The organism is Nocardioides panacisoli (assembly GCF_039537325.1).
Taxonomy (GTDB): Bacteria; Actinomycetota; Actinomycetes; order Propionibacteriales; family Nocardioidaceae; genus Nocardioides; species Nocardioides panacisoli.
The window spans coordinates 429,093-443,061 of record NZ_BAABAH010000001.1; the positions used below are offsets into that span (position 1 = coordinate 429,093).

Below are 13,969 nucleotides of genomic sequence, written 5' to 3' on the forward strand. Positions count from 1 at the left end.
TTCTTGAGGGAATCCGAAAGGGACAAGATGAATAGCAGCGGCATCAAGCGCGGACTGGCAGTAGCTGCCGTCAGCGCGATGGCTGTGTTGGGGGTCCCCCACGCAGCCTTTGCAAACACGATCGCGGAACAGCAGGACAACGCGAACGGCACCAAGTCCGTTACGCTCTACAGCCCGCACCCGATCGCCAACCAGGCCTCGACCAAGAACGACGGTCAGAACACGACCATCTCGCTCGAGGCAGCCGGCTCCTCCGACATCGTCACGATGCGCTGGGAGTTCAGCACCGACGGCGGCGCGACCTGGACGAACATCGGCAGCGTCCTGACCTCGCCGAACGACGACGGTGCGTGGCACCTCGAGTGGAACCCGGTGGCGGACAGCGGGCTCACGCTCCCTGACGCCAATGTCAAGGTCCGTGCGGTGGGTCACTCCAACCTCGACGGCCTCGACCACGCCAGCTCGTCCTCGACGATGACCGTGAGCAGCACGTTCGACACGATCGCGATCAACGACGGCAGCGCCCTCGGCGTCTGGCACGCCAACGGTGGCGGCGCCAAGGTGATCCTCAGCGGCTCCGCGTCGACCAACTTCCCGAACGCCCAGATCGCGATCGCGGACCCGGGCAACGGTTTCGACCTCGGCGAGCAGACCCTGCTCATCGCGGCCGGCAAGTGGAAGTCCGTCTACGACATCGAGCCGACCTACGCCTCGGCGCCCTTCGGCTACAACGCCCCCGACCAGATCGTCTTCAACGCGGTGACCGACCAGGTCAACCCGCTGTCGGCGGACTCCGAGGGCTTCACGCTCTACAACCAGACCATCGCCAGCATCACCGCGACGCACGGCACCCCGCCGGACAACGCGACGGCGATCCCGGTGACCCTGACGGTCAAGGACCAGAACGGCAACCCGATCGCGGGCGTCAACGTCTCGGCGCTGCAGGGCGGCCTTCCGCTCGCCGCGCTCGGCACGACCGACGCCAACGGTCAGGTCACCACCACGCAGTCGGTGAACACCGGCACGGTGCAGTACGTCGCGAACGCGGCGACCGGCAACCAGGTGCTCTTCGACTCGGGTCTGGGCGACAAGGACACCAGCCTGCTGCTCGAGGCGGGTCACGCGGCCAGCCTGGTCGCGACCAGCGCCGACGGTGCTGCCTTCGACTTCGACGAGCAGGACGGCAACGACGTCCAGGTGCAGGTCAAGGACCAGAACGGCTCGAACTTCGACGTTCCGGACACCCAGGACCTGACCTACCACTGGAAGTCGATCAGCTTCACCGGTGAGACAGTGAACGGCACCAGCCACACCGTCGCGACCGACACGACCGGCAAGTTCGACATCCCGGCCCTGAACGGTGCGGACTTCCCGCACGGTCTCGAGTCGGGCACCTTCGAGCTCTACGCCTCCCTCGGCGAGGGCGGCACCGGCCACCCGGTCACCGAGGCGAAGGTCCTGACGGTCAAGGCCGGCGAGGCCGCGGTCCGCTACACCGACCCCGACGGTGACGGTAAGGTCATCGCCCCGGTCGGCACCACCGCCCACGTCCAGGGCCAGTTGGTCCTCGAGGACGGCACCGGCCTCCCGGGCCGCAAGGTCGACGTCAACATGGCGCTGGGCACCGAGTTCGACGGCCACGGCAACACCACCGGTACGCCGGACGCCGTGATCACGAGCAACGACCCCGACACCACCGGCGCCAACGGCTCGTTCACGGTCGACGTGGAGGACCTCTCCACCGACCCGAACGAGACCGAGGTCGGCGGCGAGGTGCAGGCCTTCTCGGCCGTGTCCTCGTTCGGTGACTGGCTCGGTGACGCCAACCAGGCCGGCGAGGGCCCCGAGCCCTACACCGAGGGTGTGGACTTCGTGGCCAACTCGGCTCCGGCCGGCTCGGTCCTGAGCACCGACGTCAGCGCCACGGCCGGCCCCGCCGGCAGCGCCGCCATCGGCACGCTGCACCTGGAGACCGCGAACGGCGACGACCTCGCCGGCGTGCAGGTGAACCTGACCCTCGACCACGGGTACTTCATCAACAACAACCACCCGTTCATCGACCCGGTCGAGGGTGCCTACGTGCCGGAGTTCGACTCCAGCCTCGGCAACCACCTGACGGTCAGCACGGACAGCAGCGGTGACGCGTTCTACTTCACCAGCATCGGTCGGGACTCCGGTTTCGACGACGACGGCAAGGTGGACGCGAAGGTGACGGCGTCGGTGACCGGGGCTTCCTCGGCGAACGACTCCACCACCTGGAGCTCGGACAACCCGTTCAACGTCAGCGAGATCTCCGTCGTGAAGACGCCGGACGCTGACCAGGACGAGCCGACCGACCCCGCTCCGCTGGGTGGCCCGGGCGTCTACTACGACGTCTTCGCCAAGGACCAGTTCGGCAACCCGGCCCGTGGTGTGGAGGTCCAGGTGGACTGCGCCGTCTCTGACGACGCCGACTGCCCGACCTTCGACTACGACCTGGCTCACGACGGCTACGGTGTGGCCGGTGCCTCCGACCTCGACAACGGCGGCGACATCGCGCTCGTCGGCAACGAGGCCGGCGACTTCCACCTCACCGCCACCGTGACCGGTGGTCTGACGCCGGACTTCTTCGGCAACTCGACCAGCACCACCGAGGTCTGGGACGCCGACGGCACGTTCGTCGGGCTCATCTTCCCGACGTCCAACCCGGTCGAGAAGGCGGTCACGACCACCTTCGAGCAGACCTTCTACGAGGTCGACGAGACCCAGGGTCACTACGCCATCAGCGCCGACCCGGGCACGCAGAACGTCCCGACCGACGCGCCGGTGACGGTCACGGTGAACGCGACCGACCAGGTGGGCAACCCCCTGGCCGGCATGGAGGTCGACTTCGTCCGGACCTCGGACGCCGACAACGACCAGGTGTTCTTCACCGACGGCAGTGGTGAGGCGCAGTACGTGTTCCAGGGCACCGACCAGCAGTGCGGTAGCTCCGAGACCGTCACCGCGGTCGTCCGGGACCCGAACACCCAGGCCATCGTGAAGACGCTGAACATCACCATCCACTTCAAGAAGTGCGCGGTGGACGCGTCCCTGTCCGGTCAGTCGTCGCAGGACGGCAAGAAGGACATCCTGAAGGTCACCGCCACCACCGCAGACGGTGGCAGCGCCCTGACCGGCACGCCGGTCACGCTGATGGCGAAGATCAACGGCCACTGGACCCACGTGGGTATCGGTGGGGACGTGCTGAACAGCAACGGCAAGGTCAAGATCACCGTGAAGGACCGCAACGGTGACCACGTGACCAAGTACAAGGCCATGATCGACGAGCACGGCCGCAACCAGGCCACGACGACCAACAAGGCTCGCGTGCGCTGATCAACGAGGGGACGTCCTGGGTGGGCTCGGCCACCCAGGACGCCGCCCGTTTTGTCTCACCTGACAACCCCTGGACGCGGTCCGGGCCAGCTCTCCTGTCGCTGCGAGATGACTTGGCCCGGACCGCTCCACGTCGTTTTCCGGCCGATGATCCAGGGCCGGTTTCTGTGTATTTACTGAGAACTTGCAAGAACTACTTGTCTGGTCCAGTCCGGCAGCAGGCTCACGAGGGTCTGGGCAGACATCCGTCTTCCGGGCCGCCTCCTCGGAGGCTCAGCGGCGCGGCTCCCAGCCGTCGGGACTTTCCCGGCAGCGCTTCCCGTGCCACCAGGGGAAACCGAAAGGGAACAGCATGAAAAGCAGCGGCATCAAGCGCGGACTGGCAGTAATTGCCGTCGGCGCGATGGCTGCGTTGGGCATCCCACACGCAGCATTTGCAAACTCCATCGATTCGCAGATGGACAACCAGTGGGGCAGCAAGCACGTGACCCTCTACGGGCCGCACCCCGGTGCCAACCAGATCTCGATCAAGAACGACGGGTCCAACACGACCGTCCGCCTCGAGGCCGGCGGCACGTCCGACATCAACACGTTGCGCTTCCAGTACAGCGACGACGGCGGTGTCACCTGGGTGAACATCGGCGGAGTCCTGACCTCCCGCAACGACGACGGCGCCTTCTCCATGGAGTGGAACCCGCAGGCTGACAGCGGCATCGCTCTCGGCACCGTCCTGCAGGTCCGCGCCAACGGTCACTCGACCCTCGACGGCCTGGACCACCCCGGCTCGGGCGTCCCGGTGACGTTCACCAACACGCAGGACACCATCAACGTCAAGGACGGCTCGCAGCTCGGCGTCTGGCACTCCAACGCCGGCACGGACCTCGTGATCGTCAGCGGCACGGCGTCCTACAACGGCACCGGCACCATCGGCATCGGCGAGCCCGTCACCGGCACGCGGGTGGACGTGGTCAACTTCCCGATCGCGAGCAACGCCTGGAAGCTGGCCTACGACATCAAGCCGTCGTACTCGGTCTTCCCGTTCGGCTACAACGCCCCTGACCAGATCGTCATGAGCGCGACCACCTCGTCGGCCAACCCGACGTCGAGCGACACCGAGTCCTACACGCTCTACGACCAGGTCATCACCTCGATCACGGCCACGCACGGCACGCCGCCGGACAACGCGACGGCGATCCCGGTGACCCTGACGGTCAAGGACCAGAACGGCAACCCGATCGCGGGCGTCAACGTCTCGGCGCTGCAGGGCGGTCTTCCGTTCGGCTTCTTCGGCCCGACCGACGCCAACGGCCAGGTGACCACCACGCAGTCGGTGAACACCGGCGCGGTGGAGTACGTCGCCAACGCCGCCACCGGCAACCAGATCCTGTTCGACTCGGGTCTGGGCGACAAGGACACCACCCTCCAGCTCGAGGCCGGCCACGCTGCCAGCCTGGTCGGGACCAGCGCCGACGGTGCTGCCTTCGACTTCGACGAGCAGGACGGCAACGACATCCAGGTGCAGGTCAAGGACCAGAACGGCTCGAACTTCGACGTTCCGGACACCCAGGACCTGACCTACCACTGGCGGAGCATCGGCTTCAACGGTGAGACGGTGAACGGCACCAGCCACACCGTCGCGACCGACACGACCGGCAAGTTCGACATCCCGGTCATCAGCGCGGGCGACTTCCCGCACGGTCTGGTCGCGGGCACCTTCGAGCTCTACGCCTCGCTCGGCGAGGGCGGCACCGGCCACCCGGTGACCGAGGCGAAGGTCCTGACGGTCAAGGCCGGCGAGGCCGCGGTCCGCTGGAGCGACCCCGACGGTGACGGCAAGGTCATCGCCCCGGTCGGCACGACCGCGCACCTCCAGGGCCAGCTGGTCCTCGAGGACGGCACCGGCCTCCCGGGCCGCAAGGTCGACGTCAACATGGTCCTGGGCACCGAGTTCGACGGCCACGGCAACACCACCGGTACGCCGGACGCCGTGATCACGAGCAACGACCCCGACACCACCGGCGCCAACGGCTCGTTCACGGTCGACGTGGAGGACCTCTCCACCGACCCGAACGAGACCGAGGTCGGCGGCTTCGTCCAGGCGTTCTCCGCGGTCAGCTCGTTCGGCGACTGGCTGGGCAACACCAACCCGTCCGACCCGTCCGACCCGGCTGAGGGCGCTGAGCCCTACACCGAGGGTGTGGACTTCGTGGCCAACTCGGCTCCGGCCGGCTCGGTCCTCGACGTCAACGTGAGCACCACGGCGGGTCCCGCGGGCGCCAACACCGTCGGTACGGTCCACCTGGAGACCTCGTCCGGCGACGACCTCGCCGGCGTGCAGGTGAACCTGTCGCTCGACCACGGATACTTCATCAACATCAACCACCCGTTCGTCGACCCGAACGAGGGCGGCTACGTGCCGGAGTTCGACTCCAGCCTCGGTAACCACCTGACCGTCAGCACCAACGCATCCGGCGACGCGACGTTCTTCACGAGCATCGGTCGCGACTCCGGGTTCGACGACGACGGCAGGGTGGACGCCACGGTGACCGCGGCGGTGACGGGCGCTTCGTCCGACAGCGACACGACCACCTGGAGCTCGGACAACCCGTTCAACGTCAGCGAGATCTCCGTCGTGAAGACGCCGGACGCTGACCAGGACGAGCCGACCGACCCCGCTCCGCTGGGTGGCCCGGGCGTCTACTACGACGTCTTCGCCAAGGACCAGTTCGGCAACCCGGCCCGTGGTGTGGAGGTCCAGATCGAGTGCTCCGTCTCTGACGACGCCGACTGCCCGACCTTCGACTACGACCTGGCTCACGACGGCTACGGTGTGGCCGGTGCCTCCGACCTCGACAACGGCGGCGACATCGCGCTCGTCGGCAACGAGCCCGGCACCTTCCACCTCACCGCGCACGTCACGGGCGGTCTGACGCCGGACTTCTTCGGAAGCTCGACCAGCACCACCGAGGTCTGGGACGCCGACGGCACCTACGTCGGGTTCTTCGTCCCGACGGCCAACCCGGTCGAGAAGGACATCAGCACGACGTTCGAGCAGACGTTCTACGCCTCGGAGCCGACCACCTTCGCCATCGCAGCGGACCCGGGCACGCAGGACGTCCCGACCGACGCGCCGGTGACGGTGACGGTCACCACCACCGACCAGGAGGGCAACCCGGTTCCGGGCCTGGAAGTTGACTTCGTCCGTACCTCGGACTCTGACAACGACCAGACGTTCTTCACCGACGGCGATGGAGTGGCGCAGTACGTGTTCCAGGGCACCGACCAGCAGTGCGGCAGCCAGGACACGGTCACCGCGGTTGTTCGGGACCCGAACACCCAGGCCATCCTGAAGACGCTGAACATCACGATCCATTTCGCCAAGTGCCACGTGGATGCCTCCCTGTCCGGTCAGTCGTCGCAGGACGGCAAGAAGGACATCCTGAAGGTCACCGCCACCACCGCAGACGGTGGCAGCGCCCTGACCGGCACGCCGGTCACGCTGATGGCGAAGATCAACGGGAACTGGACCCACGTGGGTATCGGTGGGGACGTGCTGAACAGCAACGGCAAGGTCAAGATCACCGTGAAGGACCGCAACGGTGACCACGTGACCAAGTACAAGGCCTTCATCGACGAGCACGGCCGCAACGAGGCCGCCGTCACGAACAAGGCCCGCGTGCGCTGATCCGATGACGGGAACGTCCTGGGTGGACTCGGCCACCCAGGGCGGACCCGCCCCTAGTCCCGACAGCTACACAGGTCGTACCTGACCAACCCGGTTCCCGTCCCACTCGAGCGTTCCTGCACCAGCGCTCGGCTCGGGGAGTGGGACCATCAGGACTCACGGTGCTTCCCGGACGCGGTCCGGGCCAACTCTCCTGTCGCTGCGAGATGACCTGGCCCGGACCGCCCGGCATTTTTGCGACGCGGCCTCATCGAGACCACCGGTGCTTTACCCAAAACCCGAGGTTAAGAACCGGATCGACGGCTCATCTGGTGGAATAGCCGCGGCACGGTCCGGACCAGTCATCTCGCAGCGACAGGAGAGTTGGCCCGGACCGTGTCACGTCCGCAGGGGTCAGCCCTTGCGCGAGCTGACCGTGAGGTCGATCAGCTGCTCGGCGAGGGCGACGGCATCGTCGACGCCCGCGGAGTCGGGGGTGATCGCGCTGACCTGGTAGCGGTAGGCGCCGGCGTTGTCGAGGTAGCCGACCGCGATGTTCAGCTCGTCGTCGGTCCAGGCGACATAGGCCTGGCCGCCGACGTCGTCGAGCTCCTGGAAGTTGTCCATCTTCTGGTAGGTCTTCGACTCGGCGTCGTAGGACTTGTTGTCGGCGGCGGCGTCGAGGGTGACCGAGATGCGACCGGACTTCTTCGGCTGCTCGAAGGAGCACTCCTGGCCCTTCGTGGCCTTCAGGGCGAGGTCGAGGGCCTCGCTGAGCTGCTGGTCGGAGAACGGGCAGTCGGGGGACCGGGTGTCCGGCGTCTTCGGGCCGGCGACGTCCCCGGTGCCGCTGTCGATCTGACCGCTCGAGTCGCCGCTCGACGTACCGTCGTCGCTCTTGTCGTCCCCGCCGCACGCGGAGAGCGGCAGGAGGAGCGCGAGCGCGGTCACGGACAGGGCGAGAGATCGAGAGCGCATGCGGAGAACGTTAGGTGGTCGGTGGTGGAGGGCACACGCGATTCAGGAACGTCTCAGCAAGGGGTCAGGAACGCCGCTCGACGACCCGCCAGACCGTGTGCTCGCCCGGCAGTCCCTTGAGCTCGACCACCTCGGGATCGACCAGCTCCACGGCCGCGTCCTCGTCGAGGTGCTCCCGTACGGCGTCCCCGGCCAGCACGTCGCCGCCCTCGGCGAGGTCCGCGACCCGCGCCGCCATCGCGACGTTGCGACCGAAGTAGTCGCCCTCGCGGGCAACGACCTGCCCGGTGTGCACGCCGATCCGGACCCTGATCCGGTGCCGCCGCAGCAGCGGGTCGGTCGGGCGGGCCAAGTCGGCCTGGACCGCCAGCGCCGCGCGACACGCCGCCTCGGCGTCCCGGAACGCCACCATGAACCCGTCGCCGGCGGTCTTGACCACCTGGCCCCGGTACTGCCCGATCCGGCCGCGCAGGACCTTGTCGTGCGCCGCGAGCACCCGGACCCAGCTCCGGTCGCCCAGGCGGTCGTTGAGGGACGTGGAGTCCTCGATGTCGGAGAAGAACAGCGTCACCGTGCCGTCCGGTGCCGCCATGTTGAGGATGTCGGCGCGCTCGCTCGCGGCCCAGCTGCCGATGTCGTCGATCGTCGACTGGATCAGTCCGGTGATCCCGTGGTCCCGGACCTTCGTCGCGGTCTGCACGACCCGCCGCAGGTAGCGCTCGGTCGTCGACTTCGGAGGGCCGGGCCGCAGCGCGGCGTCGAGGTCGGACTCGAGCTCCGCGATCCGGGCCTCGCGGTCCGCGAGCTCGCCCTGCAGTCGACGTACGACGACCAGGAGCGCCAGGGCCGCGCCGGCCAGCACGACGCACCCGATCGCCAGGACGATTGCCACGGTCGCCAGCCTAGGAGAGCTCGCAGAGGACGAGCCGGTCGGTGCCGGACGCGTCGGTCCAGTGCTCCTGCCGGGTGAGGCGGACGCCCTGATCGGCGAACAGCGCCGCGACGAGCTCGGGGCTGCGGTAGAGGTCGTGGCGGCGCGGGAAGTCCCGCGGTGGAGGGGCGCCGGCGCCGGCCCCGGGCGGGCCGAAGGTCGCCGTGACGATCCGGCCCCCGGAGGCCAGCACCCTGCGCCACTCGACGACGACCGCCGACGGGTCCCGGAAGAGGTGGAGCGCCGTCACGCAGGTCAGCAGGTCGACCGACGCATCCGGGACCGGGAGGGCGGCAGCGTCGGCTCGGGCCCAGGCAGCGGACGGGAGCGCGGCGCGGGCGACGGTGAGCATCCGCTGCGAGAGGTCGACCCCGAGGAGCCGGCCGCTCCCGCCGGCGAGTTCGCGCAGCACCAGTCCCGTGCCCGTGGCGACGTCGACCACCAGGCCGCGGACGGGTCCGGCGAACCGAGCGACCGCCGCGGCGAGGCCGCGGTGCATCTCGTTGTCGTCGTACGTCGCCGCCCGCTCGTCGTAGTGCGCGGTGACGGCCGCCCGGACGGGATCGGCCACCTCAGAGGGCCGGCTCGTTCGGCGCCGGCGCGCCGCGCACCCCGATCACCGGCCGCGGCTCCCAGCCGGGCGGCCCGAAGAGGTAGCCCATCCGGTCGCGCCAACGGGTCGCGCCGCGCACGTTCCGGAAGATCTGTGCGTAGTCGCCGTACTGGAGCTTGATCAGGTTGTAGGTGCCGACCGGCTTGGTCAGGCCGTACCTGGGGCGCTGCCGCTCCTGCACGAAGCTGCCGAACATCCGGTCCCAGACGATGAGGATGCCGGCGTAGTTCTTGTCCAGGTACTCCGGGTCCGAGCCGTGGTGGACCCGGTGGTGCGACGGGGTGTTGAAGACCAGCTCGATCGGGCGGGGGAGCCGGTCGATGGTCTCGGTGTGGACGAAGAACTGGTAGATCAGGTTGAAGCCGAACGCGACGTAGAGCGTCCACGGCGGGAAGCCGAGCAGGGGCAGGGGCACCCAGAAGGCCAGCTCCCACCAGGGGTTCCACTTCTGCCGGAGCGCGGTCGCGAAGTTCATGTACTCGCTGGAGTGGTGCGCCTGGTGCGCCGCCCAGCCGACGTTGACGCGGTGCACGAACCGGTGCTGCCAGTAGTAGAAGAAGTCGAGCGCGACCAGGACGGCCGGCCAGTACCACCAGGCGCCGGTGTCGACGTGGAACGGCGCCACGTGGTCGTAGAGCCACAGGTAGCCGAAGAAGCCCATCACCTTGAGCAGGGTCAGCGTGACGATCGATCCGAGCCCCATCAGCAGGCTGGTCCTCGCGTCCCGGCCGAGATAGCCGGTCGCCCCGTTGAAGCGGTCGTCGTGGTCGAGCCACTTCAGCGCCGCGAGCTCCAGGGCGATGCTGAGGAGGAAGAACGGGATCGCATAGGTGACCGGGTTCTTCGCGGGGTCGAGCAGGTCGTGCACGTACTTCTCCCAGGGCGGCGGCGGACTGGCTCGAGGGTACCGTCGAGAATCGGGTTGCCGCGCTGAGTAGCGTGAATGCGTGACCGTCGCCCCCACCCTCAGCACCGTCGGCGAGCTCCGCGCCGCGGGCCACGTCCAGAAGACGCTGCGGACCGAGATCCGCGACAACCTGCTTGCCAAGCTCGCCGCCGGTGAGAACCCGTGGGAGGGCCTGCACGGCCTCGAGGACACCGTGCTTCCCCAGCTCGAGCGCGCCCTGCTCGCCGGCCACGACGTGGTCCTGCTCGGCGAGCGCGGCCAGGGCAAGACCCGGATCCTGCGCACCCTGATGGGCCTGCTCGACGAGTGGACGCCGGTGATCTCGGGCTCCGAGCTGGGCGAGCACCCCTTCGACCCGGTCACGGCGACCTCGCGTGCCGCGGTGGCGGAGTACGGCGACGACCTCCGCATCTCGTGGAAGCACCGGACCGAGCGCTACTCCGAGAAGCTCGCGACGCCGGACACGAGCGTCGCGGACCTGATCGGCGACGTCGACCCGATGAAGGTCGCCGAGGGCCGCTCGCTGGGCGACCCGGAGACCATCCACTTCGGCCTGATCCCGCGCTCGCACCGCGGGATCGTCGCGATCAACGAGCTCCCCGACCTCGCCGAGCGGATCCAGGTCGCGATGCTCAACGTGATGGAGGAGCGGGACATCCAGATCCGCGGCTACGTGCTGCGGCTGCCGCTCGACGTGCTCGTCGTCGCGAGCGCGAACCCCGAGGACTACACCAACCGCGGCCGGATCATCACCCCGCTCAAGGACCGGTTCGGAGCGGAGATCCGCACCCACTACCCGACCGAGCTCGAGTCCGAGATCGCGGTCATCCGGCAGGAGGCGGAGCTGGTCGCCGACGTGCCGGCACCGCTGCTCGAGATCCTCGCCCGGTTCACCCGCAACCTGCGGGACTCCACGGCCGTCGACCAGCGCTCGGGCGTCTCCGCGCGGTTCGCGATCGCCGGAGCCGAGACGATCGCCGCCTCCGCGCTGCGCCGCGCCACGGTGCACGGCGAGGACCACGCCGTCGCCCGGGTCGTCGACCTGGAGACGGCGGTCGACGTGCTGGGCGGGAAGATCGAGTTCGAGAGCGGCGAGGAGGGCCGCGAGGAGGAGATCCTCACCCACCTGCTGCGGACCGCGATCGCCGAGACCGTCCGCGGCCGGTTCCGCGGCGTCGACTTCGCGCTGCTGGTCGACGTGATCGAGGGCGGCGCGATGGTCACCACCGGCGAGGGCGTCACCGCCCGCGACGTGCTGACCGGGCTGCCGGTCCTCGGCGAGTCCGAGCTCTACGACGAGGTCTGCGAGCGGGTCTTCCCCGGCACCGGTGGGGTCAACGACGGCGAGCGGGCCTGCGCGATCGAGCTCGCCCTCGAGGGGCTGTTCCTCGCCCGCAAGATCGGCAAGGACACCGACGGGTCCGAGACCGTCTATGGCTAGGGGGAGCCGCTACCAGCGGTACGGCGGCGGCGACCCGCTCGCCCCGCCGGTCGACATCGCCGAGGCGCTGGACGCGATCGGCGAGGACGTGATGGCGGGCTACAGCCCGGAGCGGGCGCTGCAGGAGTTCCTGCGCCGCGGCGGCCGGGAGGGTGACGGCCTCGACGACCTCGCCCGCCGGGTCGCGGAGCGGCGCCGCGAGCTGCTCCAGCGGCACAACCTCGACGGAACGCTCGACGAGGTCAAGGAGCTGCTCGACAAGGCGGTCCTCGAGGAGCGCAAGCAGCTGGCGCGCGACGCGATGATGGACGACGCCGACCGCGCCTTCCGCGAGATGCGGATGGACAACCTGCCGTCCTCGCCCGCCGCCGCGGTGACCGAGCTCGCCGACTACGACTGGCAGTCGGCGGAGGCGCGGGCGGCGTACGAGGAGATCAAGGACCTGCTCGGCCGTGAGCTGCTCGACCAGCGGTTCGCCGGCATGAAGCAGGCGATGGAGAACGCCACCGACGAGGACCGGGCGGCGATCCAGGAGATGCTGTCGGACCTCAACGAGCTGCTCGAGAAGCACGCCCGCGGCGCGGACACGCAGCAGGACTTCGACGACTTCATGGCCAAGCACGGGGACTTCTTCCCGGAGAACCCCCAGAACGTCGAGGAGCTGGTCGACGCCCTGGCGCAGCGGGCGGCCGCGGCGCAGCGGATGCTCAACTCGATGACGCCCGAGCAGCGCCAGGAGCTGATGGAGCTCTCGGCGCAGGCGTTCGGCTCGCCGGCGCTGATGGACCAGCTGGGCCGGCTGGACGCGAGCCTGCAGGGTCTGCGGCCCGGTGAGGACTGGTCGGGATCCGAGCGGTTCGACGGCGAGGAGGGGCTGGGCCTGGGTGACGGCACCGGCGCTCTGCAGGACCTCGCCGACCTCGACGAGCTCGCCGACCAGCTCTCGCAGAGCTATGGCGGCGCTCGGCTCGACGACGTGGACCTCGACAAGCTCGCCCGCCAGCTCGGCGACCAGGCCGCCGTCGACGCCCGCCGGCTCCAGGAGCTCGAGCAGGCGCTGCGCCGGTCGGGCACCCTCGAGAAGGGCTTCGACGGCGAGCTGCGGCTCACCCCGAAGGCGATGCGCCAGCTCGGCAAGGCGCTGCTGCGCGACGTCGCCCAGCGCATGTCGGGCCGCCAGGGGCAGCGCGACCTGCGTCAGGCCGGTGCTGCCGGCGACCTGTCGGGCGCCACGCGGGCCTGGGAGTTCGGCGACACCGAGCCGTGGGACATCCCGCGGACGATCACGAACGCCGTGCTCCGGACCGCAGGCGAGGCGCCGGGGGTTTCGAGGCTCGGCGCTGGGGCGCCTCGCACCTCAGCCACCGGCGGCGTGCGGCTCTCGATCGAGGACGTCGAGGTGCAGGAGACCGAGGCGCGGACCCAGGCGGCGGTGGCGCTGCTGGTCGACACGTCGTTCTCGATGGCGATGGACGGGCGCTGGGTGCCGATGAAGCGGACGGCACTCGCGCTGCACACGCTCATCGGGACGCGGTTCCGCGGCGACCGCCTGGAGCTGATCGGCTTCGGCCGGCACGCGGAGACGATGGACATCGAGCACCTGACTGCGCTCGACGCCCGCTGGGCCAAGGGCACCAACCTGCACCACGCCCTGCTGCTGGCCAACCGGCACTTCCGCAAGCACCCGACCGCACAGCCGGTCCTGCTCATCGTCACCGACGGCGAGCCCACCTCGCACCTCGAGCCGGATGGGCAGGTCTACTTCGCCTACCCGCCGCACCCGCTGACCATCGCGCTGGCGGTGCGCGAGCTCGACAACTCCTACCGGCTCGGCGCGCAGACGACGTTCTTCCGGCTCGGCGACGACCCGGGCCTGGCCCGCTTCGTCGACTCGATGGCCCGCCGCGTGGACGGCAAGGTGATCAACCCCGAGGCCGACGACCTCGGCGCTGCGGTGGTCGGGTCCTACCTCGGCTCCCGCGGGCCGCGCGGCGCCGGCGGCCCGTCGTCGTACGGCGACTGGTTCGGCGGGCGCGGGTTCTGGGTGGGCTAGCGCCGGCTGTGGAGGAGCGCGGGCG

At 69.3% G+C, this 13,969-nt stretch carries 8 protein-coding genes; 4 read left to right on the forward strand and 4 right to left on the reverse strand.

Annotated elements, in window-relative coordinates; translation table 11 throughout:
- The first annotated feature begins 78 nt into the window (after positions 1–78).
- Both ABD709_RS02255 and ABD709_RS02260 read left to right on the forward strand, forming a co-directional pair.
- Positions 79–3,357: an Ig-like domain-containing protein gene (locus ABD709_RS02255; protein ID WP_344772163.1), complete on the forward strand. Its 3,279-nt coding sequence runs from the start codon at positions 79–81 to the stop codon at positions 3,355–3,357.
- Between the two features lie 457 nt (positions 3,358–3,814).
- On the forward strand, positions 3,815–7,042 hold the full coding sequence (locus ABD709_RS02260) for an Ig-like domain-containing protein (RefSeq protein ID WP_344772164.1): 3,228 nt from the start codon (positions 3,815–3,817) through the stop codon (positions 7,040–7,042).
- 393 nt (positions 7,043–7,435) lie between these two features.
- Here ABD709_RS02260 and ABD709_RS02265 read toward each other — a convergent pair whose 3' ends face one another.
- The 4 genes from ABD709_RS02265 to ABD709_RS02280 form a co-directional block, all read right to left on the reverse strand.
- Positions 7,436–7,999, reverse strand: a complete 564-nt coding sequence (locus ABD709_RS02265; protein WP_344772165.1) for a hypothetical protein — start codon at positions 7,997–7,999, stop codon at positions 7,436–7,438.
- Positions 8,000–8,063: 64 nt separating this feature from the next.
- Positions 8,064–8,891: an adenylate/guanylate cyclase domain-containing protein gene (locus ABD709_RS02270; RefSeq protein ID WP_344772166.1), complete on the reverse strand. Its 828-nt coding sequence runs from the start codon at positions 8,889–8,891 to the stop codon at positions 8,064–8,066.
- A gap of 10 nt (positions 8,892–8,901) precedes the next feature.
- Positions 8,902–9,501: a class I SAM-dependent methyltransferase gene (locus ABD709_RS02275; RefSeq protein ID WP_344772167.1), complete on the reverse strand. Its 600-nt coding sequence runs from the start codon at positions 9,499–9,501 to the stop codon at positions 8,902–8,904.
- Between the two features lies 1 nt (position 9,502).
- Complete coding sequence (locus ABD709_RS02280) at positions 9,503–10,411, reverse strand: sterol desaturase family protein (protein WP_344772168.1); 909 nt, start codon at positions 10,409–10,411, stop codon at positions 9,503–9,505.
- A gap of 79 nt (positions 10,412–10,490) precedes the next feature.
- Here ABD709_RS02280 and ABD709_RS02285 point away from each other — a divergent pair, with 79 nt between their 5' ends.
- Together ABD709_RS02285 and ABD709_RS02290 are read left to right on the forward strand one after the other, a co-directional pair.
- Positions 10,491–11,891, forward strand: coding sequence for a magnesium chelatase (locus tag ABD709_RS02285; RefSeq protein WP_344772169.1), 1,401 nt, complete (start codon positions 10,491–10,493; stop codon positions 11,889–11,891).
- Positions 11,884–13,944 carry a vWA domain-containing protein gene (locus ABD709_RS02290; protein ID WP_344772170.1) on the forward strand — a complete coding sequence of 687 codons (2,061 nt, stop codon included), beginning with the start codon at positions 11,884–11,886 and terminating at the stop codon, positions 13,942–13,944. Before ABD709_RS02285 ends, ABD709_RS02290 begins: the two co-directional genes overlap by 8 nt.
- Positions 13,945–13,969: the final 25 nt, after the last annotated feature.

What these genes read in the sequence shown, in the direction of transcription:
- ABD709_RS02255 (WP_344772163.1), top strand. Translation starts at nt 79, where the DNA reads ATGGCTGTGTTGGGGGTCCCCCACGCAGCCTTTGCAAACACGATCGCG.
- ABD709_RS02260 (WP_344772164.1), top strand. Translation starts at nt 3,815, where the DNA reads ATGGACAACCAGTGGGGCAGCAAGCACGTGACCCTCTACGGGCCGCAC.
- ABD709_RS02265 (WP_344772165.1), bottom strand. Translation starts at nt 7,999, where the DNA reads ATGCGCTCTCGATCTCTCGCCCTGTCCGTGACCGCGCTCGCGCTCCTC.
- ABD709_RS02290 (WP_344772170.1), top strand. Translation starts at nt 11,884, where the DNA reads ATGGCTAGGGGGAGCCGCTACCAGCGGTACGGCGGCGGCGACCCGCTC.